At 66.0% G+C, this 23,767-nt stretch carries 17 protein-coding genes; 7 read left to right on the top strand and 10 right to left on the bottom strand.

Going from position 1 to position 23,767, the window contains the following annotated elements:
• Window positions 1-13: 13 nt before the first annotated feature.
• Together CO669_RS16795 and CO669_RS16790 are read right to left on the bottom strand one after the other, a co-directional pair.
• Complete coding sequence (locus CO669_RS16795) at window positions 14-1,204, bottom strand: DUF5666 domain-containing protein (protein ID WP_097660903.1); 1,191 nt, start codon at window positions 1,202-1,204, stop codon at window positions 14-16.
• Window positions 1,201-2,100 carry a DUF6502 family protein gene (locus CO669_RS16790; RefSeq protein WP_198964070.1) on the bottom strand — a complete coding sequence of 300 codons (900 nt, stop codon included), beginning with the start codon at window positions 2,098-2,100 and terminating at the stop codon, window positions 1,201-1,203. The genes CO669_RS16795 and CO669_RS16790 overlap by 4 nt, the downstream gene beginning before the upstream one ends.
• 123 nt (window positions 2,101-2,223) lie before the next feature.
• On the opposite strand from CO669_RS16790, the gene CO669_RS35985 reads away from it, so the two are divergent.
• The 5 genes from CO669_RS35985 to CO669_RS16770 are packed head-to-tail and all read left to right on the top strand — an operon-like array spanning window position 2,224 to window position 7,730.
• Window positions 2,224-2,385, top strand: a complete 162-nt coding sequence (locus tag CO669_RS35985) for a hypothetical protein (RefSeq protein WP_198964061.1) — start codon at window positions 2,224-2,226, stop codon at window positions 2,383-2,385.
• A gap of 7 nt (window positions 2,386-2,392) precedes the next feature.
• Window positions 2,393-4,333, top strand: coding sequence for a glycosyltransferase (locus CO669_RS16785; protein ID WP_097660901.1), 1,941 nt, complete (start codon window positions 2,393-2,395; stop codon window positions 4,331-4,333).
• Window positions 4,334-4,336: 3 nt separating this feature from the next.
• On the top strand, window positions 4,337-5,077 hold the full coding sequence (locus CO669_RS16780; protein ID WP_097660900.1) for an ABC transporter ATP-binding protein: 741 nt from the start codon (window positions 4,337-4,339) through the stop codon (window positions 5,075-5,077).
• Window positions 5,074-6,468: a glycosyltransferase family 4 protein gene (locus CO669_RS16775; protein WP_198964060.1), complete on the top strand. Its 1,395-nt coding sequence runs from the start codon at window positions 5,074-5,076 to the stop codon at window positions 6,466-6,468. The genes CO669_RS16780 and CO669_RS16775 overlap by 4 nt, the downstream gene beginning before the upstream one ends.
• Window positions 6,465-7,730 (top strand): O-antigen ligase family protein, encoded by a 1,266-nt coding sequence (locus CO669_RS16770; RefSeq protein ID WP_097660899.1) that lies wholly within the window; start codon window positions 6,465-6,467, stop codon window positions 7,728-7,730. Before CO669_RS16775 ends, CO669_RS16770 begins: the two co-directional genes overlap by 4 nt.
• Here the strand turns inward: CO669_RS16770 and CO669_RS16765 are convergent, their stop codons facing one another.
• The 7 genes from CO669_RS16765 to CO669_RS36530 form a co-directional block, all read right to left on the bottom strand.
• Entirely contained in the window at window positions 7,731-8,966 is a 1,236-nt protein-coding gene (locus CO669_RS16765) for an ABC transporter substrate-binding protein (RefSeq protein WP_097660898.1), read from the bottom strand.
• Window positions 8,967-9,072: 106 nt separating this feature from the next.
• Window positions 9,073-9,984: a DMT family transporter gene (locus tag CO669_RS16760; protein ID WP_097660897.1), complete on the bottom strand. Its 912-nt coding sequence runs from the start codon at window positions 9,982-9,984 to the stop codon at window positions 9,073-9,075.
• Between the two features lie 142 nt (window positions 9,985-10,126).
• On the bottom strand, window positions 10,127-11,005 hold the full coding sequence (locus CO669_RS16755) for an NAD(P)-dependent oxidoreductase (protein WP_097660896.1): 879 nt from the start codon (window positions 11,003-11,005) through the stop codon (window positions 10,127-10,129).
• A 2-nt stretch (window positions 11,006-11,007) separates the two neighbouring features.
• Window positions 11,008-12,139, bottom strand: a protein-coding gene (gene prfB, locus CO669_RS16750) for a peptide chain release factor 2 (RefSeq protein ID WP_097660976.1) whose coding sequence is annotated in 2 segments (ribosomal slippage) — window positions 11,008-12,069 and window positions 12,071-12,139 — 1,131 coding nt in all. Because the reading frame shifts where the segments join, the coding sequence is not laid out codon by codon here.
• Window positions 12,140-12,250: 111 nt separating this feature from the next.
• The gene (locus tag CO669_RS16745) at window positions 12,251-14,764 is read right to left on the bottom strand and encodes a penicillin-binding protein 1A (protein WP_097660895.1); all 2,514 of its coding nucleotides are present in this window, start codon (window positions 14,762-14,764) and stop codon (window positions 12,251-12,253) included.
• Between the two features lie 320 nt (window positions 14,765-15,084).
• Window positions 15,085-16,380: an N-acetylmuramoyl-L-alanine amidase gene (locus CO669_RS16740; protein ID WP_097660894.1), complete on the bottom strand. Its 1,296-nt coding sequence runs from the start codon at window positions 16,378-16,380 to the stop codon at window positions 15,085-15,087.
• 617 nt (window positions 16,381-16,997) lie between these two features.
• On the bottom strand, window positions 16,998-17,882 hold the full coding sequence (locus CO669_RS36530) for a hypothetical protein (protein WP_283806794.1): 885 nt from the start codon (window positions 17,880-17,882) through the stop codon (window positions 16,998-17,000).
• Here CO669_RS36530 and CO669_RS16735 point away from each other — a divergent pair.
• Together CO669_RS16735 and CO669_RS16730 are read left to right on the top strand one after the other, a co-directional pair.
• On the top strand, window positions 17,826-20,189 hold the full coding sequence (locus CO669_RS16735) for an Rne/Rng family ribonuclease (protein ID WP_283806793.1): 2,364 nt from the start codon (window positions 17,826-17,828) through the stop codon (window positions 20,187-20,189). The two genes, CO669_RS36530 and CO669_RS16735, sit on opposite strands and share 57 nt — an antisense overlap.
• A 245-nt stretch (window positions 20,190-20,434) precedes the next feature.
• Window positions 20,435-21,667 (top strand): NAD(P)/FAD-dependent oxidoreductase, encoded by a 1,233-nt coding sequence (locus tag CO669_RS16730; RefSeq protein WP_097660892.1) that lies wholly within the window; start codon window positions 20,435-20,437, stop codon window positions 21,665-21,667.
• On the opposite strand, the gene CO669_RS16725 is transcribed toward CO669_RS16730, so the two are convergent.
• A complete protein-coding gene (locus CO669_RS16725) occupies window positions 21,664-23,748 on the bottom strand; it encodes a tetratricopeptide repeat protein (protein WP_097660891.1) in 2,085 nt (694 codons plus the stop codon). The genes CO669_RS16730 and CO669_RS16725 overlap by 4 nt on opposite strands.
• Between the last annotated feature and the right edge of the window lie 19 nt (window positions 23,749-23,767).

The raw sequence follows: 23,767 nt of genomic DNA, 5'->3' as shown, positions 1-23,767 counted from the left end.
GCCCGCGCGTCGCTTAACGCCGGCCGCCGCCCATCCCGCCTCCGGGACCACCGAAGCCGCCGCCGCCCATTCCACCACCCGGGCCCATAGGTCCGCCGGGCGATCCCATTCCGCCGGGGGCCGACGGACCACCAGGTCCTGTCGGCGCAGAGCCGGGCGTTGCTCCCGACGGCGATCCCGGCGCGGGTGCGCCCGGTGCGCCGGGCTGACCGCCACCCGGATTGGGCGTGCTGCGATTCGGATGCAGGATCGAGCCACCGGGCGACCGGTTAGGATTGCCGCCGCCGGACGGAGGCGCTCCCGATCCTTGGCCAATGGTCTGAGCCGTATCCACCTGGAAGCCGCGGGAACGGTCGAACGCACCGCCCACCACCATGCGCGCTTCGCCGGCCGCCGGTCCGAACCGTGAGCCGTCACGGGCCACGAAGCCGGAGCCGAGCTGGAGATTCGCACCCGCGCGCTGCACATAAGCCTCGACCGACAGACGGCTCGCGCCGACGAGATCCGAGAAATCATCGATCCGCGTGCGCGCCGCCTGCATCACGCCCTGGCTCGTGCTGCCTTCGATCTGCACGCGCTGGCCGGCCAGTAACGGATCGACGCCATTCAGCTTCAATCCGCCAATCCGCAAGCCGTCAGGCCCACGCTCGACCAGACCTGTCACACGCTCGGTGGTCGCGCGTCGAGGTTCGACCAGGCTTGCCACGATGACGCCGTCGGTACGACGCAGCCCGTAGACGGCGACCCGCGAGCCCGGACGGAGCTTGCTCTCCTTGTCACTGACGACGATCTTCTGGCCGAGCACCGTCATTTCGTTGCCCTTCACCGCCTCGACGGGACCTGCAACTTCGCTCGCGATCGTAATGTTGCGCGTGACGAGTGTGCCATCGGCCTGACGGACCGCGACCACGCGGGCAAGCTGACCGATGCGCAGCGCCTTGGAGCTTGCCGCCTCCCCATCGATCCGGACCGGTACGTCGCTGGCATAGGTGACGCGCTCGCCGTTGACGTAAATGCTGCCGAAGCGCTGAATGACGCCGACGATCCCGGTGCCCCCGATGCCGTGATCGTCACCGCGCGTGATGCCGGTGCCTCCGATGCCCTGATCGGTGCCACGCTTGACCTGGGCACGCGCCATCGCCGTGCCGGCCAGCCAAAATCCCATCAACAGCAGACGGCGCGAGATCAGCGGCGACCGGCTCATGAAGAACCGCCCTCCTTGCCGCCTTCCTTGCCTCTCTCCCTATTGTCGTCCTTGGAATCGCCCTCCTCGTCAGCATCCTCGCTGTAGATGTAGATGCCGAAATTCCAGCGGGCGTCACCGCCCTTGTCCTTGGCGAGCGCGCGGTTGGCCTCGCGGTTGGCGGTCTTCAGCGCATCCATGGCCAGCTCGCGCGAGCGCGCCTCGAGCTTCCGCGCCAGCTTCGGCGAGATGTTGTTGTAATGCACCGCACGCTCGAGGAAGCGTGGGCCATCCGAGACGTTCTGCGCGGCGGCCGCGATGTGGTCGTGCAGATTGCGGCCGAGATAGTGCCACTTGCTGTCGTCCTCGCCTGACGGAACAAAGGCGGCCTCGACCAGCTCGATCTCGTCATCCGCGTTGATGGTGACGAGCTTGCGGTCGATCCACTCATCGAGCACCGCGCGCGGGCGCACGTCCTTGGTGACGGAAGCGACCAGCTGCTCGAACGACGGCGCATCGTCCTCCGCCGTGCGCGGAAGCGGCAGCGGCTCACCCTTGGCGTCGGTGAATTCGGGTGCCGCCAGCCAGCGTGCGATCACGGCACTGGTCAGCGATACCGCCGCCGGCGCCTCGTGCACGGGAGCGCCCGCGCCGCGGAGCCGCGCCACCTCCTTGCGGTGAATGCCGGTGAGCAGGCTGACGCGACTGTCGGTCTGCTCCTTTCCCTCCAGCGCGAAATCGTGCTCGGCGACGTTGACGAACAGCTCGCGCAGCAATTGCGCCAGCGCCGGAAAGGTCATGCCGCTGCGAATGCAGAGCCGCACCAGGGGGCGCAGCAGCCGCGCCAGCGGCGCGTGCAGCTTCGCGGCGGCATTCGGCTGCGGAGCCGCTGCTTTGGACCCTGGCTTGGCATTCATGTCGGAATTGTAGCGATCCGCGGCGTGGGACACAATCCCACTTCTTCCTGCTTTCCGATTGACGTGGTAAATTTTCCCACATATACGGATCGCCACTGAGGGCGCGACGTAAAGGGACACGACATGGCTGACCATCTGGTCCGCATTTCCAGTTCACCGCGTGCCGTGCCGGCTCCCGATTGGGGGCGCGGCGCGATCGAACCGATGCTGCCGGCGCTGCTGCGCGGCGTGATCTTCATCTCGGTGCTGGCAGCACCGTTCGTCGCAGCACTGCTGGCAGGTTGACGCCATCATGCATCACACCCAAGAAACCTCGCACGAAACCGCGCGCCGCCCGTCGGTGCTGCACATCTTCAAGATCTACTATCCCGACCTGTTCGGCGGCACGCTCACGGTGATCCGCGACATCTGCGCGAGCCTGAAGGACGCCTTCGCCTCCGCCGTGCTGGTCTGCTCGCAATCGACCGAGAAGCGCCAGATCGTCGTCAACGACGTGCCGGTCGAGCGCGTCCGCTCGTTCGGCAATCTGCTGTCGCTGCCCGCCGCGCCCACCTATCCCTGGCGTCTGTGGCGCAAGATCGCCGACCACGACCTGCTCGCGCTCCATGCGCCCTTCCCGCTGGCCGATCTCGTTTTCGCATTCGGCTTCGGCCGCAAGCGACCGCTCGTGGTGCATTGGCACGCCGACATCGTCACCCATGCCGGCCTGCGCTGGTTCATCGAACCCTTGATGCGGCGAACGCTGCGGCAGGCCAAGGCGATCATCGTCTCGGACCACGTGCTGGTCGACAACACGCCGCTGCTGCGTGAATTCGCGGACAAATGCCATGTCGTGCCATTCGGCATCGACACTTCGGGCTATGACTGGCCGAAGATCGAGCCGCACCACGTCAACGACCGCGGCCGGCTCGTGCTCGCCTGCGGCCGGCTGGTGCCCTACAAGGGATTCGACGTGCTGATCCGAGCCGCGGCCGCCCATGATTTCGAAGCCTGGATCATCGGCGAAGGCGCCGAGCGACCCAGGCTGATGCAGCTCATCGAGGAGCTTGGCCTCACGGAGCGCGTGCGCCTGCTCGGCTCGGTCAACGATTGCGAGCGCATCAAGCTGATGTGTCTTGCCGACGTCTTCGTGCTGCCGTCGATCACCAACGCCGAGACCTTCGGCCTCGCACAGCTGGAGGCCATGGCCGCGGGCCGCCCGGTGGTGAACACGGCGCTCGACACCGCCGTGCCGCGCGTTGCCCGCCACGGCATGGAGGCGATCACCGTGCCGCCCGGCGATGCCGGAAAACTGGGCGAGGCCATCGACACCCTGATCCGCGATCCCGAACGCCGCCGCCAGATGGGACTTGCCGCGCGGACGCGCGCCCTCACCCGCTATTCGGCCGCGGCCTTCAGGCAAGGCATGGAGACCGTCTACCGCGACGCCGTTGCGGCGCCCCGCGAGCAACGATCGATGAACGTCGAGCCGCCGCCGGCGACCGCATGGTTCGACGGCATCCGGATCGCGGCGACCCTGGCCTGGTCGGACATGCGCCACCGTTACGTTCGCTCGCTGCTCGGCCCGTTCTGGATGTCGCTGCAGATGGCGATCGTCGTCGCGGTGCTCGGCTCGGTGATCGGGCAGATGTCGAATGCCAACGTGCTGTCGCGTCTGCCGATGCTCGCGCTGTCGATGACGGCATGGACCTTTCTCAACAGCGTGGTGCTGGACGCCACCACGGCACTGCAGAATTCCGCGAGCCTGATCCGCGACCGCGCACTGCCGCCGGTCATCTTCCTGCTGCAATGCACGTTCCGCCAGGGCCTGTTCGCGCTTCATAACGCCTGCGTGCCTCTGGTGCTGTGGCTCATCCTGTCGCCCCACGACTTCTCCCACGCGCTGGCGGCGCTGCCCGGCCTACTGCTGTTCTTGGCTTGCACCTTCGCCTTGAGCCTCGTTCTCGGCGCGATGGCAACCCGCTATCGCGACCTCAAGCCGATCATCGAATCGACCTTGATGCTCGCCTTTCTCGCCTCACCCGTGATCTGGTCATCGGACATGATCAACCATCGCTCGATGGTGATGCGGCTCAATCCGCTGACCCACCTGTTCGCGGTGTGGCGCGAGCCGCTCACGGGCGTCCATGTCGATCCCACCAGCATCGTCTATGTCCTCGTGGTACTGGCGCTGCTGACCGTTGCGAGCGTGCTGACGCTGGTTCACCTGCGTAAAGCCGCATTCTGGATCTGAGCCATGATCTCGATCAGCTTGCGCAACGTATGCCTCGATTATCCGCTCTACGGCGCCTATGACTATTCGCTGAAGCGGCGGCTGCTCGGCCACCTCATCCGCGAGCCGGGCGAAATGCGGATCATCCGCGCCGTGGATGACGTGACCATCGAGGCCGAAACCGGCGCCCGCATTGGGCTTGCGGGCCCCAATGGTTCCGGAAAATCGACGCTGCTGCGGCTGATTGCCGGCGTCTATCCGCCGAGCAGCGGCAGCATCACGATCCGGGGCAATGTCGTGCCCCTGCTCGGCCTCAACGCCGGCGTCAACCTCGACTTCGTCGCGGAGGACAACATCGCCTTGCTGCTGCGGATCAGCGGCCGCAAGCCGACCCAAACGATGATCGACGAGATCTGGGCCTTCACCGAGCTCGAAGCCCGGATGCGGCGGCTTCCCTTGCGGATGTTCTCTTCGGGCATGCTGATGCGGGTGCTGTTCGCGACCGCGACCGCTTTTCCCGCGGATATCCTGCTGCTCGACGAATGGCTCAGCGTGGTCGATGAGCATTTCGCGGAGAAAGCCCAGGCGCGGCTGCTACACCTCGTGTCCAGGGCGGCAATCGTCGTCATCGCCTCGCACGACCAGCCGCTGCTGCGCCGCACCTGCACCCGTATCATCAATCTCGATCACGGCCGTATCGCCTCGACCGTCACGGTCGAGCCGCCGGCCGCACACGCCCTTGAGCTCCGCGAGAAACGCGCATGAAGCAGAACATCCTCGTCGTCTCCGAAGCACTGGGCGAGCCCAACCACAAGCGCGGCATCTTCCACTTCACGCGCGAATTGGTGCGTTCGCTGGCGGCCGAAGGTCACGATCTGACGCTGCTGGTCGAGACCACACGGCGCTATCGCAAGCTGCAGCGTCGCGAACGGCGCACGAAACTGTTCCCTGCCGAGGCGCGCAACATCGAGCTGCTCGCGCTCTACCGCTTCCTCGACGAAATCAACATGGGTGAGCCGCTCGTGCGCGGCGGCCTGCGCCGCACGATCGATTGGATCCGCCACAAGGCCACCATGTCGGTGTCGTGGGACTACATTCTCTGCTTCCTGCGCGCGGTCGGCCTGCGGGCCTTGGGCGCCCGCTTGATCGAGAACCGGACCGCGGCGCTCGAATACGTCCCGCCGGATCTACGCCATCTCGAGCTGTTCGGGGATTTCCAGCTCGAACCTGGTTTCTACAGCTACCAGGACTCCTCGGCCTTTTTCCTGTTGCCGCCGCCGCGGGTCGACGCGCGCAATTACGACGTCATCGTCGTGGACACCCCGACGCGGGTGGCGATCACGCGCAAGCCCGGCGCCAAGGTGATCTGCGTCGTGCACGATCTGCTGCCGCTCACCGACCTCAAGCTCAGCGACGTCGCCACGCGGCTGTTTCTGTCGCGGCTCCTCACCAGCCTGGGCCAGGCCGACGAGCTCGCGTTCGTTTCAAACTACAGCATGATGCGGTTCAGGGACCTGTTGCCGCAATTTGCGCACCTGCCGGCGCGGGTCGTTTATCCCCGCACCCGGTTCGACGCCCCGGATGTCCTGCACCTCCCAGCCCCGTCGGGCCGTCCGGGGCGGCCGAGCTTCGTCGTCATCGTCTCGAACGAGCCGCGCAAGAACGTCGCCACCGTCGTCCGCGCCTTCCGTGGCGTGCCCCAGGCCGATCTCGTCGTGATCGGCTATGCCGGCGAGATCGGCCGGATGCGCAATCCGCCGCCGAACGTGCGGTTCGCCGGTTACGTCGACGAGCACGAAAAGGCGGCCCTGATTGCGGAGGCGCACGGCCTGATCATGCCGAGCCTCGCCGAAGGCTTCGGCGTGCCGATCATCGAAGCGCTGGCTGCGAACACCCCCGTGCTGTGTTCCGACATCGCCGTGTTCCGAGAGGTCGCGGGCGAGCTCGCCGATTATTTCGACCCGTTCTCCACGGACTCGATCGCCGCCTCCGTCACGCGCGCGCTGACGCGGCAGGAGGAGTGGCGGGGCAGAATCCGTGCGCAGCGCCACGCGCTCGCGCAGCGCTTTGGCTACGAGACGCAGGCCCGCGATTTCCTCGGCCAGCCGGTGTCCGCCGAAAGCCTTGCGACCCCACAGCTCGCATCGTACGGATGAGCGCCGACACCACGCGGCTGTCCGCTCCGGCCGATCAGGACCGATGGCAGACCTGGCGCAAATCGCCCGCGCTGGCCCGGGCCGCGGACGTGCTGGTGGTCCTGATCGCGGCCTCGCTGCCGTGGTCGACCACGGCGCCCTCGATCTTTGTCGGGCTCTTTCTGCTCGCGGTGACGCCGACCATCGACTGGCCGGACTATGCGCGCAGGCTTGCGCGACCGGCGTGTGCTCTGCCCGTCGCGATCCTGCTGCTCGCGCTCACGGGCATGCTGTGGTCGGACGGCGCCTGGGCTGACCGATTGCACGCAATCAAGCCTGCCGCAAAGCTCGTACTGATCCCGCCGCTGCTCTACCATTTCAGCCGCTCGGATCGCGGGGCCTGGGTTGGCCTCGCCTTTCTCGTGTCCTGTGCCGTGCTTGCGGTCGTCTCCTGGACCGTGATGCTCGAACCCGCCTGGAAACTCACCGCGACGGCATCACCGGGCGTTCCCGTCAAGAACTACATCGACCAAAGCCAGGAGTTCACGCTCTGCGCCTTTGCGCTCGCGCTGCCGGCTCTCACCTTCTGGCGCGGCGAGCGCGCGGTCGCAACGGCCGCTTGCCTCGCATTGATCCTGCTGTTCGTCACCAACATGGTGTTCGTGGCCTCAGCCCGCACCGCCCTGCTCTGCATCGCCGTGCTGCTGGCCTTGTTCGCGTGGAAGCATCTGAGCCGCCGGGCTGCGCTGATCCTGCTCGCGGCCACTGTCGCCGCGACCGCGCTCGCCTGGACGACGTCGTCCTATCTGCGCCAGCGCATCGCCGACATCGCGATCGAATATCGCCACGGCCATGAGGACATCAGCCGCGCCTCGACCGCCCAACGCCTGACCTATTGGCGCAAGTCGCTTCATGCCTTCGCTGAGGCGCCGCTGATCGGCCACGGCACCGGTTCGATCAAGCGGCAATTCGAGCGCGCCGCCACCGCCGACAGCAATCTCGATGCGGAGATCGTCAGCAATCCGCACAACCAGACCCTCAACGTCGCCGTGCAGTGGGGCCTTCTCGGCGTCGTCCTGCTCTACGCCCTATGGATCGCCCATCTCCGCCTGTTCCTCGGCGACGGGCCTGCAGCCTGGATCGGTCTCGTCATCGTGGTGCAGAACATCACAAGTTCCTTGCTGAACTCGCACCTGTTCGATTTCCACGAGGGCTGGATGTATGTGCTCGGCGTCGGCGTCGCCGGCGGCACGGTGCTGAAGGGGACCGCCGGCCAATCCTGACTACTGGCTGCGCTCGTGGCCGACTTCTCCGGTGATGACGTCGCCGAATAGCTCCCAGGCCTGCCCGTTGAAGCGCATCAGTTGCATCTGCTCGATCGGAAAATAGTCGTCCGTTGACGTATTGACCATGATACCGGGCAGCATCAGGTCGGTGTGGAAGTCTTTCAGGTTGGCCGCCTGCTTCATGACGTTCTCGCGTGTGAGATTGTCGCCGCACTGCTTCAAGACTTGTGACATCGCTTCGGCCTGCACGTAGCCGTAGATGTTGTTGGCGTTGGCCTTGTCGCCGTCGGGGTAATACTTGTCCATGAACTCCCGCCATTTCACCACGGCAGGGTCCTTGTCCCAGGTCGGATCGGTGGGATCCTTCAGATAGGCAGTCGAGATGATGTCCTTGGAATAATCGAGCCCGGCGGGCTTGAGCACCGAGGCGACCGAGGTCGCGGTGTTGGCCAGGAAGAATTTCGGCTTCCAGCCGAGCTCGCCCACTTTGCGGATGGCCTGTGCCGAGCCTTTCGGTGCGGCCCACGAAAAGAAGATGTCGGCGCCGGAATCGTGCAGTGCGACGATCTGCGAGTCGATCGAGGGATCGCTGACCTCGTAGGATTTGTCGGCGATGATCATGCCCACCTTGTCGTCGAGCCCATCCTTCAGGCCCTTGAACTGATCCTTGCCGGCGTCGTCGTTCTGCCAGAACACCGCAATCTTGCCGTTCGGAAATTTGTCGCGGATGTATTTCGCGTAGATCCGCCCTTCGCTCTGGTAGTTGGGCTGAAAGCCCATGGTCCACGGAAAATTCTTGGGATCGCCGAACTTGGTGCCGCCGGAGGCGACGAACAATTGTGGCACCTTCTTCGCATTCATGTATTTCATGATCGCGGAGTTCGAGGGCGTGCCGAGCGGCTGGAAGATCAACAGCACCTCGTCGCTCTCCACCAGCTTGCGCGCCTGCTCGATCGCCTTCGGCGGCGAATAGGCGTCGTCATAGCTGATGAAGTTGATTTTGCGCCCGTTGATGCCGCCCTGCTCGTTGATCATCTTGAAATAGGCGGCCTCGGTCTTGCCGATCACGCCGTAGGAGGACGCCGGTCCGCTGTAGGGCATGATGTTGCCGATCTTGATATCGGTATCGCTGGCGCCGGGGTCGTATTTCTTCTGCGCCGAGGCCGGTGTCGTGGCGAGCACTCCGGCAGCAAGCATGGCGAGGGCAGCAAGGTTTTCGCGACGACCCGGCATCGTTCTCTCCCCTATTTTGTAGTCTTGTTTTGTCGAGAGTGTCGCAAGCGAGCATGCCGCTGGCAAGCGCCGCGATTTTCCGTAAGATGAAACGAATGAGTTGGAACTATGCGCTGCGCCGCAGCAGTTGCATGGCGCGCCCGTCGATGACGAGCAACGCGCTGCCGATGACCAGCGCGCCCGCGATCTCACGCGCGGAGATCGGCTCGCCCAGCACCAGCCACCCCAACAGGATGGCGGTGACAGGAATGAGCAGCGTCACCAGCATGACATTGCTCGCGCCCGAGCGTCGCAGAATCTGAAAGAAGACGATGTAGGCAAGCGCCGTCGACAAGGCGGCAAGCCCGAGCACCGCGGACCATGTCGCAACGCCTGGCGCTGCAAGACGCCATGGCTGCTCCGCCAGGCCGGCGATGACCGCCATCATCACCGTCGACGCCATCAATTGAAACGCCGCCGTGCCAAGGGGTGGCGAGTCCTTCAGCAGCCGCCGCGCGGCAAGCGCCGCAAAGCCGTAACTCAGCGCGCCGCCGAGGCAGAGCAGGATGCCGAGCCCCTGCCCCGGCCGCGTCTCGATACCCCATCCGCGGAGGATGACCACGCCGGCGACACCCAGAACCACCCCGACCAAGCGCCGCATCTGCAACGCTTCTTCACCCGCTGCCGTCATCACCAGCACGGTGAACAGCGGCGTCGTCGCATTCAGGATCGATGCGAGCCCGCTCGGAATGAAGGTCTGCCCGATGACGATCAGCGAGAACGGGACGACATTGTTGAGCAGCCCGATGACGACGAACGGCTTCCAGCCGGCTATCCCCCTGGGAAAGCCGATCCCCTGCATACGCAGCAGCGGCAGCAGCATCGCCGCGCCAAGCGCGACGCGCAGAAAAACCAGCGTCAGCGGCGGCAATTCGCGCAAGGCCGCGCCGTTGAAGAAGAACGAGCCGCCCCAGAGGACCGAGAGCACGGCGAGCAGCGACCAGTCTCGCGCGTCGATCCGATTGTCGTTCGCAGGCATGTGTCTCACCAGGCGGCCAAGTCTGCCCGCCTAGAACGACGCGATCGAAAGCGCCACCCGAATTCCGATGAAATGGAGGTTTGCAAAGCCGATGTTCGGACACAGCCAGGCGAACCACCCGCATCAACTCGGATGCGATCAGCTACGGCCTCTTCGGCCGCGACACCAGCTCGATCATCCTGCCTTCGTCGTCATCCGGCATCGCCGCTTTCGCCTGCGCGTAGGCCTCGACCGCCGCGCGCGCGACCAGCGGCTTGTCGGCCAGGAGGCTCTCGGCGAGCTTGACGGCGTAGGCGGCATCCTTGTGCCGCAGCGCCGCGGTGAAGGTCGCGCCGGAGAAATCGCGGGCGACCATGCGCTTGGAGTGGCGCGCTACCTGCGGGCTGGCGGCGACGCCCGCCTGGATCGAGTCCAGGACCAGGTTCATGTCGAGCCCGGCCTGCTCGGCGATCGCAAGGCCTTCGGCGAGGCCGGCGATCTGGATCGCGCCCATCAGATTGTTGATGAGCTTGTAGACGGTGCCGGAGCCGACCGCGCCGAAATGGCGGATGGTCGAGCCGATCGGTTCGAGATAAGGCCGCGCGCGTTCGAGGTCGGCGGCATCGGCGCCGACCAGCAGCGTCAGCTTTCCTGCGGCCGCCGCATCGGGCAACCCCGTCACGGGGCAGTCGATATAGATCAGCCCGCGCGCATTGAGCTCGCGGCTCATCTCGCGCGCGTGGTCATAGGAGACAGTGGAGCACTCGATGGCGATGGTGCCGGCCTTGGCGGTCTTGGCCGCGCCCTCCGACCCCAGCCAGACCGCGCGCGAAGCCTCGTCATCGGCCACCATGGTCACGACCGCATCAGCGTCGATCGCGGCGTCCTCCGGCGAAGTCGCCCACAGCGCGCCACGCGCGATCAGGTCTTCCGCTTTTGCCTTGCTGCGATTCCACAGCGTCACCGTGAAGCCGGCATCGAGATAACGGCCGGCCATTCCGTGACCCATCCGTCCAAGCCCGATGAAGGCGACGCGGGGCATGATCAGTCCACGTCCTCGATGTCGGCACCGGTGGTGCCGAAGGCGCGCTGCGCCAGCGTCGCGGCCATGAAATCGTCGAGCTCGCCGTTCAGCACCCCTGCCGTGTCGGAAGTCTGCACGCCCGTGCGCAGGTCTTTCACCATCTGATAGGGTTGCAGCACGTAGGAGCGGATCTGGTGGCCCCAGCCGATGTCGGTCTTGGCGGCCTGGTCGGCGGCGGCCTTTTCCTCGCGCTTCTTCAGCTCGATCTCGTAAAGGCGCGCGCGCAACATGTCCCAGGCCTGCGCCCGGTTCTTGTGCTGGGAGCGGCCGGCCTGACAGACCACTGCAACGCCGGTCGGAATATGCGTCAGGCGCACCGCGGATTCGGTCTTGTTGACGTGCTGGCCGCCGGCGCCGCCGGACCGCATGGTGTCGACGCGGACGTCGGATTCCTTGATGTCGATCTTGATGCTGTCGTCGATGACCGGAAACACCTGCACGCTCGAGAACGAGGTGTGGCGTCGCGCGTTGGAATCGAACGGCGAGATGCGCACCAGGCGATGTACGCCGGCTTCGGTCTTCAGCCAGCCATAGGCGTTGTGGCCGGAGACCTGGATGGTCGCCGACTTGATGCCGGCCTCTTCGCCCTCGGACTCTTCGAGATACTCGACCTTGAAGCCGTGCGTTTCGGCCCAGCGCGTGTACATGCGCAGCAGCATCTGCGCCCAGTCCTGGCTCTCGGTGCCGCCCGCGCCGGCGTGGACTTCGAGATAGGAATCGAAGCGGTCGGCCTCGCCCGACAGCAGCGCCTCGAGCTCGCGCCGCGCGACTTCCTTCTTCAGGTTCTTCAGCGCAGCTTCGGCTTCGGCTACGACGCCGTCATCGCCCTCGGCCTCGCCGAGCTCGATCATGCCAATATCGTCTTCGAGTTCCTGCTCGACCTTGCCGATGCCCGACAGCGAATCCTCGAGCGAGGTGCGCTCCTGCATCAGCTTCTGGGCCTTCTGGGGATCGTTCCAGAGGTTGGGATCTTCTGCGAGCTTGTTCAGCTCGGCGAGGCGCGCCGTCGATTTCTCGACGTCAAAGATGCCTCCTCAGCAGCCCGACTGACTGCTTGATCTCTTCTACCAACCGTTCGATTTCGGCGCGCATGTCGTTCTCATATCGCGGGATCGGGCCCGCATCCAATTGAGCTGGGGATGTAGCGGCGGCGGCTGCAAAGCGCAACCGCCGGAACCGCGAACGTCCGTCTTGTCCTAAGCCTTAGTACAGCCCACCGGTGCCCGGCCGCATGAAGAAGCCGGAATCCGGCTGCTGCTGCTGTGAGGCCGGCATGCCGCCACCGCGGCCGTCGGCGTCGGCGACACCAATGACCGAATAATTGTCCGGCGGCGCCGTGCCCGGCTTGAAGGCTTCGAGGATGGTACCGCCGGTCTCGCCGGGACCTGCGCGCATGCCGGTCTTGGAGACAACGCGGACGAGCTTGATGCCGGCCGGCACCTTGAACGGAACCGCAGGCTTGTCGGCAAGCGCGAGCTTGAGGAAATCGCGCGCGATGGGCGCCGCCAGATGGCCGCCGGTTGCGGCATTGCCCTTACCCAGCGGACGCGGTTTGTCGTAGCCCATATAGATGGCGACGGCGACGTCGGGCGAGAAGCCGACGAACCAGGCGTCCTTGGCCTCGTTGGTGGTGCCGGTCTTGCCGGCGACAGGCTTGCCGACCTCCTTGACCACGGTCGCGGTACCGGCCTGGACCACGCCTTCCATCAGCTCGGTGATCTGGTAGGCGGTCATGGAGTCCAGCACCTGCTCGCGGCGATCGATCAGCTGCGGCTCGGGCTGGTTCTTCCAGCCGCCGGGCGCATCGCAGCCGCGGCATTCGCGCTGGTCATGCTTGAAGATGGTGTGGCCGTAGCGGTCCTGGATGCGGTCGATCAGGGTCGGCTTCACCCGGCGGCCGCCATTGGCGAGCATCGAATAGGCCGTGACCATGCGCATCGCCGTCGTCTCGCCGGCGCCGAGTGCGTAGGAGAGATAGTTCGGCAGCTCGTCATAGACGCCGAAACGGCGGGCATATTCGCCGATCAGGGGCATGCCGATGTCCTGCGCGAGGCGCACCGTCACCGTGTTGAGGGATTGCCGCAGTGCGTTGCGCAGCGTCACCGGTCCCTGGAACTTGCCCGAGGAGAAGTTTTCCGGCCGCCACACGCCGGCGCCCTGGCCTTGATCGATTTCGATGGGAGCATCGAGCACGACGGTCGAAGGCGTATAGCCGTTGTCGAGCGCCGCCGAATAGACGATCGGCTTGAACGACGATCCCGGCTGCCGGTACGCCTGCGTGGCGCGGTTGAACTGGCTCTGGTCGAACGAGAAGCCGCCGACCATCGCAAGCACGCGGCCGGTCCAGGGATCCATCGCCACCATCGCGCCGGACACTTCGGGGATCTGACGCAGGCGGTACTGGCCTTCAACCGGCTGTCCCTCCTTGGAGTAGAGGGGATCGGCATAGATCACGTCGCCGGGCTGCAGCACCTGCGCCACGGAGGTCGGGGTCTTGCCCTTGGCATTGCCCTGGGCCGCCCTCGCCCAGCGCACGCCGTCAACCGTGACGATGCCGGTCTCGCGCTGCTTGCTCACGGCGCCACCGAGCTCGCGGCTCGGCTGGAAGCCGATGCGCGCCGACTGGTCGCTGGTCTCCAGCACCACCGCCATGCGCCATGGCGAGATGTCGGAGAGCGACTTGATCTCGGCCAGCTTGACGCCCCAATCGCCCGACACATCGAGCTTGCTCATGGCGCCGCGATAGCCTTGCTGCTCGTCATAGTTCACGAGCCCCGTGACCATCGCCTTGCGCGCCATGACCTGGATCTTCGGATCGAGCGTGGTGCGGACCGAGAGACCGCCCTCGTACAGCTTCTTCTCGCCGTAGCGCTCGAAGATGTCGCGGCGAACTTCCTCGGCGAAATATTCGCCGGCGAAGGTGTGGGCGCCATTGGACCGGCTGGTGACGGCCAGCGGCTCCTTGCGCGCCTTGTCGGCGTCGGCCTGCTTGATCCAGCCGTTCTCCAGGAGGCGGTCGATCACGTAGTTGCGGCGCTCGATGGCGCGGTCGCGATTGCGCACCGGATGCAGCGTCGCCGGCATCTTCGGCAGCGCGGCCAGATAGGACGCCTCAGCGACCGTCAGCTCGTTCACCGATTTGTCGAAATAGACCAGCGAGGCCGCCGCGATGCCGTAGGCGCCGAGACCGAGATAGATCTCGTTCAGATACAGCTCGAGAATCTTGTCCTTCGAATAGGTCTTCTCGATACGCATCGCCAGCAAGGCTTCCTTGATCTTGCGGGCGAACGAGACCTCGTTGGTGAGAAGGAAATTCTTGGCGACCTGCTGGGTGATCGTGGACGCACCCTGCGGACGGCGGTTGGAGCCGTAGTTCTGCAGATAAACCAAACCGGCGCGCGCCATGCCGGTGTAGTCGATGCCGCCATGCTCGTAGAAATTCTTGTCCTCGGCTGCCAGGAACGCGTTGATCACGAGCTTGGGCACCGCCTGGATCGGCAGATAGAGCCGCCGCTCCTTGGCGTATTCACCGACCAGCGAACCGTCGACCGCGTGCACGCGGGTCATGACCGGCGGCTCGTAATCCTGGAGCTGAGAGTAGTCCGGCAAGTCCTTGGAGAAATGCCAGATCAAGCCTGCCACGGCTCCGACACCGACAAGGAACACCACCGTTCCCGCGGCGAACAGGAAGCCCATGAACCGCACCAGCAAGCGCATTATGTGTTTATCCGTTCAAACTCTGAATCAGCCCAGTATCGGTCCCTTGGCACCTCAAACTGGCGCCAACCTCACGTCGCGAATTCACCGGCTTACACAATACCATCGATGCCGGACTTAAGACGCGTGCCGAACGGGATTCTCGCCGATTCCGGAACCCCCTGCCGCATTTTTATAAAGCGCCCGCTGTGGCCAAACTAGGGCTTTTACGGCAAGACGGAAAAACCCTTTCAGTTCGAAGCCCCCCGGGCCATCAATTCGACGTTCCCCGGGTCGTGCATTTACGATCCCCGGGTCGACAATTGACGATCCCCGGATCGTCAATTCGACGATCCCGCGGTGGCCATCCGTTTGGTCAGGAACCCGTCGATCGCCTGCGCCATCGAGCCCACCGCCTTGGACCGCCAGCCCTCGGAGACGAGGTGCTCGAGGTCGCCCTTGTTGGAGACATAACCGATCTCGACCAGCACCGAGGGCACGTCAGGCGCTTTCAGGACCCGGAAGCCGGCCGACTTCAGAGGATGCTTGTGCATCCGCACCGTCGACTTCATTTCCCCCATCAAGAGGCGGGCAAAACGATTTGAAAAAGTGCGGGTTTCCCGCTGCGTCAGATCGATCAGGATGTCCGCGACGTCGGTCGGTTCCTCCGCCAGGTTGAAGCCGGCGATCGCATCCGCCCGGTTTTCCGCGTCCGCCAGCCGCTGGGCTTCGGCGTCGGAGGCCTTGTCGGACAGCGTATAGATGGTCGCGCCTTGCGCGTCGCCCTCGGCACGCGGCAGCGCATCGGCGTGAATCGAGACAAACAAGGCGGCCTTGAGATTGCGGGCGATCTTGGTCCGGTCATTGAGGGGAATGAAGGTGTCGTCGTCCCGGGTCATGACCACGCGGTACTTGCCGGCCTTCTCAAGCTTGTCGCGCAGCGCCAGCCCGAAGGCCAGCACCAGGTTCTTCTCGCTCTCCCCGCTCGACTGCGTGCCATTGTCGATGCCGCCATGGCCGGGATCGATCACGACCACCGGGCGACCATCGGCCTTCTGCTGCGCCGTGTCAGGGCCAGTCGCGGCGGGAGCCGTTGCAGGCTGCGCCTCGGCGATCGTGGGCCGCAACTCGGGGCGGTTTTCGGGTGCGAGCGACTGCACGAAGGCGGCTCGGTCGACCTCCTCCAGCTCCAGCACAAGCCGGGCCGGCTGGCCGTTGGCCGCCTCGAGCACGTAGGACTTGGCGATCCGGGCAGGTCCCGTCAGATCGAACACGATTCGTGAGCCGCCGGGCATGACGAGCCCGTAGCGGAAGGCCTTCACCAGTCCGCGTCCTCCCGCCCCCGTGCCGGCGGGCAGCTGAAAACTGAGCTGCGGCACGTCAACGACCACCCGAAAGGGGTCGGCCAGCGTGACGGCGCGGAAAGTGATGGCCTGATCGAGGTCGAGAATGAAGCGGGTCTGCTTGCCATCGCCGGCCAGCCGGGCGCCCGAAGCGATTGGAAAATTCGACGCCGCAACAGCGGGTTGCAGCTCGCTTTCCGCCGCCTTCAGACGCGATGAATCAGCCCATGGCAATGCCGCGGCGCACAGCAGCGCGCATACCAGCAAGACCCGTTGATTTGTGCGGCTCGCCACCGATTCCGTGCCTCCGAGCAGCCCTTTTAACGCAATAGAACCACAGGGTTAATTGATCCTTAATGACGGAAGCGCGAAACTCTCTGACTGTGACCGCCATGCGACGCTCCCTTGCACGGATGGCTCATTCCTCGTATGTACGGAATGCTGACGGCCGATATTTCCGGTTGTGTCGCATTCAGCCTGCCGGCGCAGCGCCGGAACTCCCAAGGTTTGGGAATTCCAGCGTTTTCCATTTCCCTCTAAGGCCAGCGCGGTGCGCGGCAGCGAGGTGGAACGGGTCAAGCGTCGGCGGCGGAACGGTCTCGGGTTACCACTCCACTTGCCCGGGCGGTTCTGACAGCGATGTAACCCATTACCCGGTCCCTTGATCCCAGGGGAGCGGTTCGTGATCCCCCAAGGCGAGCGCGCTCGCGCCATGCCTGGCCAACAGCAACTGATTGAAGGGCGGCCTCGCCGCCCAGTGTTTCATACGGGCCGACGCTTGATGCGCCAGACTGTGCCGACGAATTCTGAAGGACCATTCGCGACGCTGCGGAGTGAAAATCCCGCACGCCGCCATGGTCCTGAAGCTTCCGGTTCGGCAAGGCGCGAGAGACGGCGTTTCGGCCTTCCCCTCACCCCCGAATCAGGTGGACCGTCGCGTCACCCGGCGGCGCGATACGCGCCCACGGTGAATCGCGCCCGCCGCCGCCAAGAGTTAAGACATGCCCAACAAGATGTTGATCGATGCCACCCACCCGGAAGAGACCCGGGTCGTCGTGGTCCGCGGCAATCGCGTCGAAGAGTTTGACTTCGAGACCGCACAACGCAAGCAACTGCGCGGGAATATCTACCTCGCCAAGGTCACAAGGGTCGAACCCTCGCTTCAGGCCGCCTTCGTCGAATATGGCGGCAACCGCCACGGCTTCCTCGCCTTCAGCGAAATCCACCCCGACTATTACCAGATCCCGGTCGCCGACCGGCAGGCGCTGATCGAGGCCGAGGAGCAGGCCCATCGCGAGGCCGAGGAAGAGAGCGAGAACCGCTCCCACGGCCGCCGCCGTTCGCGCCACCGCAACGCCCGTCGCCGCGGTCACGGCGAGCGCGTGCGCAGTGACATCGTCGAAGGCCTCGATGCCGGCGCCGATCCCGCCGCCCAGCCGATCGAGGGCGAGGCCCTGCACACCGAGGGGGCGCCGCACGAGGGCGAGCATCTGCACGCCGATGCAGAGCATCACGGCGAGCACGTCGGCCACGAGCATCACGACCACGAACATCACGACCACGAACATGGCGACCATGATCACCACGATCATGACCATGAGGCGCACGGGCACGACGATCATCAGCATGGCCATGATGACGATCACCGTCACGATCATGACCATGGTCATGACGGCCATCACGACCATGATCATGCCGGCGAGACGCCCGCGCCTGTCGCGGCCGTCGGCGCCGAGCCCGTGGTCGCAACCGAGACCGCGGCCGAACCGCCGGAGGCTTCCGCCGCCGAGACGCATGTCGAGGCTCTCGCTGAAGCCGTGACCGCCTCCACCGAACCGGCCGACGCCGCGTACGCAGCCGACGAGAGCTCCGATGCTCCTCTCCATGAGTCCGACGAGGAAGACGACGAGGACGAGGACGGCGAGGAAGCCGAAGAGGAGCACGTCGAATCCGTCGGCGGCGACGATGTGCTGGAGGAAGTCCCGGAACGCACCTTCCGCCCGCGCCGCCAGTACAAGATCCAGGAAGTCATCAAGCGCCGCCAGGTCATGCTGGTGCAGGTCGTCAAGGAAGAGCGCGGCAACAAGGGCGCGGCGCTGACGACCTATCTGTCACTCGCCGGCCGCTATGCCGTGCTGATGCCGAACACCGCCCGCGGCGGCGGCATCAGCCGCAAGATCACCTCGGCCCAGGACCGTTCGCGCCTGAAGGAAGTGGTGCAGGACCTCGACGTGCCCGAGGGCATGGGCATCATCCTGCGCACCGCGGGCGCCGCCCGGACCAAGCCCGAGATCAAGCGCGATTTCGAGTACCTGATCCGGATGTGGGAGACGGTGCGCGACCTCACGCTGAAGTCGCAGGCCCCGACCCTCGTCTACGAGGAAGGCTCGCTGATCAAGCGCTCGCTGCGCGACCTCTACAACAAGGAGATCGACGAGATCTCGGTGGCCGGCGAGTCCGGCTACCGCGAAGCGCGCGACTTCATGAAGATGCTGATGCCCGCCAATGTCAGCGCGGTGAGGCAGTATCGCGACGGCCAGCCGCTGTTCTCGCGCATGGGCGTCGAGAGCCAGCTGGACGCGATGTTCTCGCCGACCGTGCAACTGCGCTCCGGCGGCTACATCGTGATCAACCAGACCGAGGCGCTGGTCTCGATCGACGTCAACTCCGGACGATCGACCCGCGAGCACCATATCGAGGACACCGCGCTCAAGACCAATCTGGAGGCGGCCGAAGAGGTCGCCCGCCAGCTTCGCTTGCGCGACCTCGCCGGCCTGATCGTCATCGATTTCATCGACATGGACGAGAAGCGCAACAACCGCGCGGTCGAGCGCAAGCTGTCCGACTGCCTCAGGCAGGATCGCGCGCGCATCCAGGTCGGCCGCATCTCGCATTTCGGCCTGCTCGAGATGTCGCGCCAGCGCATCCGCGCCAGCGTGCTTGAATCCTCGACCGATCCCTGCCCGCATTGCGGCGGCACCGGCCATGTCCGTTCGGTGTCCTCGGTGGCGCTGCAGCTGCTGCGCGGCCTCGAAGAGATCCTGATGAAGGGCGCGACCCACAACCTTGTGGTCCGCACCCGCACCGACGTCGCACTCTATGTTCTGAACCACAAGCGCGGCCATCTGCGCGATCTCGAGAACGGCTTCAAGGTCACCCTGTCGGTGATCGCAGATCCCAGCGTCACCGGGCCGCAGGCCTACCTGATCGACCGCGGCGAGCAGGTGCATACGCTGGAAGCCGCCAAGGCGCTGCTGGCGGCACAGGCGGCTGCAAGCCCGCCACCTGTGATCGAAGACGCTTTTGATGATGAGGACGGTTTCGACATCGAGACCGAATCCGAGGTCGAAACCGAAGAGACCGAAGGTCTCGCCGAGGAGCAGGCATCCGGCGAAGCCGCGATCGATCAGGACGGCCAGCGTCGCAAGCGGCGCCGGCGCCGGCGCGGCCGCGGCGGCCAGCGCGAGGGCGAGTTGCGCGAGGATAGCCCTGCCACCCTTCCCGAGGCGGCTGTTGCGTCCGGCGAAGGCGAAGAGGATGCCGAGTCCGAGCAGGATGGCGAAGAAGGCGAGGAACAGGGAGCTCGCGGCGAGCAGCAGGGCAACGGTGACCGCCGTCGTCGGCGCGGACGCCGCGGCGGCCGTCGCCGGCGTGGTGGCGGCGAGGACGGTCTCGCCGGCTCCATCAGCGACGAGCTCGCGGTCAATGCGCCGCCGGAAGCGAGCGACGCAGTCGCCGATTTCGACGGTTTCGGCAGCGAGGCTGCGCCCCCGATTGCCCAAGCCGAGCACAGCGCCGAGCCGCACGTTTCTCAGCCTGAGCCGCGCACCGAGGTGCAGACCGAGGCACCGGCCCAGCCCGAGCCCGTCGCCGCGGAAGAACCCACCGACGACAAGGCCGCACGGCGCCGCTCCACGGTCCGCGAAAAGGTAAGCTTCCTGTCGAGCAGCCCGAGCGAGCCGGCAGCGCCGGTTGCGCAGGCGGCCGAACCGGTCGCCCCGCCGGTGCCGGCAGCTGAGCCCGCGCCGGAACCGGGCAGCGAAACGCCGGCCGCCCCGCGTCGCGCCGGCTGGTGGTCGCGCCGCTTCGGCGGCGGCGAGTAGAGCCGAACATCCCTTGCAGAACGCCCGGCTCCGCCGGGCGTTTTTGTTTCGCACTTGTCCCGATGTGCTAAGCCGTTTTCGCAATCTGAACGGGGAGCGGCATTGTCCGAGCTTGGCGATTCCAGCGCTGCCGAACCGCGTCGCCTCTTGCCCGACCTGGCGCGGCTCGCCGCGGCGCCGGCTCCATCGTCCGCTCCCGGCTTCGTCACTTGGGAATGACGCGGTCAGACAGGAGAACTCTTCCGATGCAAAGCGCAATCGTTCTCGGCGGCGGCATGGTCGGTGTCAGTGCGGCACTGCATCTGCGGCAACGCGGCTGGGCCGTCACGCTCGTCGACCGCAGGGAGCCGGGCCGCGAGACCAGCTACGGCAACGCCGGGATGATCCAGGCCGAAGCGGTCCGCCCCTATCCGATGCCGCGCGACCTTGCGACCCTCCTGAAGATCGCGACCGGCCGCACCAACGACGTGCGCTACAGCCTGTCGTCGCTTCACCTCCATATCGAGCCCCTGCTCCGCTACTGGTGGCACTCGGCGCCGAAGCGTCACCGCGAGGCGATCGAAGCGTGGGCGCGACTGATCGCCTATGCGACTTCGGAACACGACATCCTCATTCGGCAGGCTCACGCCGACAATCTGATCCGTCGCGCCGGCTATCGTATGCTGCATCGCGACGCCGCTGCATTCGATCTCGCGATCAAGACGGCGGAGGAGGACCGCCGCGAATTCGGCGTGAATTTCCGCGTGCTCTCCGGCAGCGAGCTCGCCAGGGCCGAGCCGCTCTTGCGTGACGACCTGCCCGGCGCGATCCATTGGCTCGACACCTGGACGGTGTCCGATCCGGGCGCGCTGGTCACGGCCTATGCCGAGCTGTTCGAGCGCCTCGGCGGCACCCTCGTGCTCGGCGATGCACAGTCGTTGCGACAGACCGCGACCGGCTGGTCGGTCGACACGGACCAGGGGCGCCTCGATGCCGCCTACGCCGTCGTCACCCTCGGCCCGTGGTCGCCCGACCTTCTCACCAAATTCGGCTATCGCATCCCCCTGGTGCGCAAGCGCGGCTATCACATGCATTACAGCGGCGGCGCATCGCTCGATCTGCCGCTGGTCGACAAAGCCGGCGGCTACGCCATGGGGCCGATGGCGAAGGGAATCCGCATCACCACCGGCGCCGAATTGACCGGCATGGATGCGCTCGCCACACCCGTACAGCTCGCCAGCGCGGAAGGCTCCGCGCGCGAGCTGATCGACCTCGGCAAGCGCGTCGAGCCGGATCCCTGGTTCGGCACCCGCCCCTGCACGCCCGACATGCTGCCGGTGCTCGGGCAGGCTCCGCGTCACCCGGGCCTCTGGATGAATTTCGGCCACGGCCATCAGGGCTTTACCCTGGGACCCGCGACCGGACGTCTGCTCGCCGAGATCATGAGCGGCGAGACGCCGGCGATCGATCCTGCGCCGTACCGGCCGGAGCGCTTCTAACCTTCGCCACGCGCGGCGAGCACCGCAAGCGCCGCCGACAGGCGCATCAGCGGATCCTCCCATTCGCGCGGGGCGCGCTGGCGGAACAGGCGCATGGTCGGATACCACGGGCTGTCCTCGCGCTCGCGCAGCCAGCGCCAATCGAGCGCATAGGGCGTCAGCATCCACACCGGACGAGCGAGAGCGCCGGCGAGATGGGCAACCGAGGTATCGACCGCGATGACGAGATCGAGCGCGGCAACCGCCGCGGCCGTGTCGCTGAAATCGGCAAGCGCAGGCGCAAGGTCGACGACGTCGTTGCCGAGCGCCGCCAGCACCGGAACATCCTCGGGACGCGGCTCCTTTTGCAAAGAGTAGAGCTGCACGCCGGGCATCACCAGGCGCGGCAGCACCGCCTCTGCCGAGAGCGAACGCTGCCGGTCGCCCTTGTGCTTGATATTGCCGGCCCATGCCACGCCGACCTTCAGCGCCGTCACATCCGCAAGCGCCGCGCGCCACCGGGAGACCTTTGCGGAATCGGCATGAAGATACGGAACGTCGGCCGGCACCGTGTGAAGCGTGGTGCCGAAGATCCGCGGCAGGCTCATCAACGGAATTTGCAAATCGAATGGCGGCAGCGGCTCGCCGCGCGCGACCACGGTGACATAGGGGAGCTGCCGCAACAGAAGCGCCAGCGCCGGCTGGACCTGGAGCACGATCTTGCCGCCGCGCGCGGCGACCATCGGCACATAGCGCACGAAATGCAGGGCATCGCCGAGCCCGTATTCGGCGAACAGCAGCAAGGTGCGGCCGTCGAGCGGCTCGCCCTGCCATTCCGGCTCGCTGAAGGTGGGATCGCCGTCCGACAACGTCCTGCATTTGCGCCGCCAGCGATAGGCTTCGAAGCCGGCCGCGAAGTCGCCGTTCATCAACAGGAAATGCGCGTGGTTGTACTGTGCGAGCGGCTGCTCCGGATCGAGCGCGATTGCACGATGCGAGGCCGCGAGCGCCGCGTCGATCTCGCCGGCATTGCGCAGGGCGACCGCGAGATTGGCGTGGCCCTTGGCGTAGGCTGGGTCGGCCGCGACCGCGCAGCGATGTGCAGCAACCGCATCCTCCGCGCGACCCTGCTTCTCGAAGATGATGCCGAGATTGGTCCAGGCCGGGGCGTGATCGGGCCGCACGAGCAGCGCGTGCTCGCAGGCGGCGATCGCCTCGTCGAGTGTGCCGAGCTCGGAGAGACAGGCACCGAGATTGCTTGCGATGACGTGATCCGATGAATCCCGCGCAAAGATTTGCCGGTAGATCGCGGCGGCCTCCCCGAGGTGACCGGCCTCGTGCAGCACGAGGCCGAGCACGCGCTGCGCCGGACCATGGTCCGGCGCGAGCGCGATCGCACGGCGGTACGAACTGATGGAATCTTCGAGCGCCCCGCGCCGATACAGCACGGCGCCGAGATTGCAGAGCACCCCGGCATCGTCGGGGTCGATCTCGAGGGCATGACGATACGCGGTTTCCGCCTCGTCGAGCCGCGCCTGGTCCATCAGGAGATTGCCTAGATTGAGCCAGGCGCCACGATAGGCAGGCTCTCTTGCAATGACCGCGCGATAGGCTTCTTCCGCCTCGGCGAGCCGTCCCTGTCCGGCGAGCGCGACGGCGAGATTGAAGCTGGCGCGGGTCAGATGCGCATCGAGCGCCAGCGCACCGCGATAGGCGGATTCCGCCTCCTCGAAGCGGGCGAGCTCGCCGAGCGCGACGCCGAGCTTGTTGTGCAGGCCGGCATCGTCGGGCCGCCGGATCAGGGCGCGCCGGAACGCCGCCACCGCCCCCTCCTGCTCTCCCTTCACCGCCAGCGCATCGCCAAGCGTGACGAGCGCGGGCGCGTGGTCGGGATCGACGGTGAAGATGCGGCGCAGCAGCACCGCGCCCTCGGCCGCGCGATCTGTGACGAAGGCGGCCACGGCGGCCAGATGCAGCGCCGGCACGTGATCCGGTTCGGCCTTCAGAACCTCCTCGCAAAGCACGCCTGCCCGCTCGGGTCGCCCCGCCGCAAAATGTTCCGCCGCCTGCGCTACCGTCTGATTTGCCGCCGCATTGCCCACGCGATCGCCCCCCCTTCGA

This window comes from Bradyrhizobium sp. Y36, assembly GCF_002531575.1.
Classification (GTDB): Bacteria; Pseudomonadota; Alphaproteobacteria; order Rhizobiales; family Xanthobacteraceae; genus Bradyrhizobium.
This window is presented reverse-complemented; position numbering and strand designations above follow the sequence as displayed.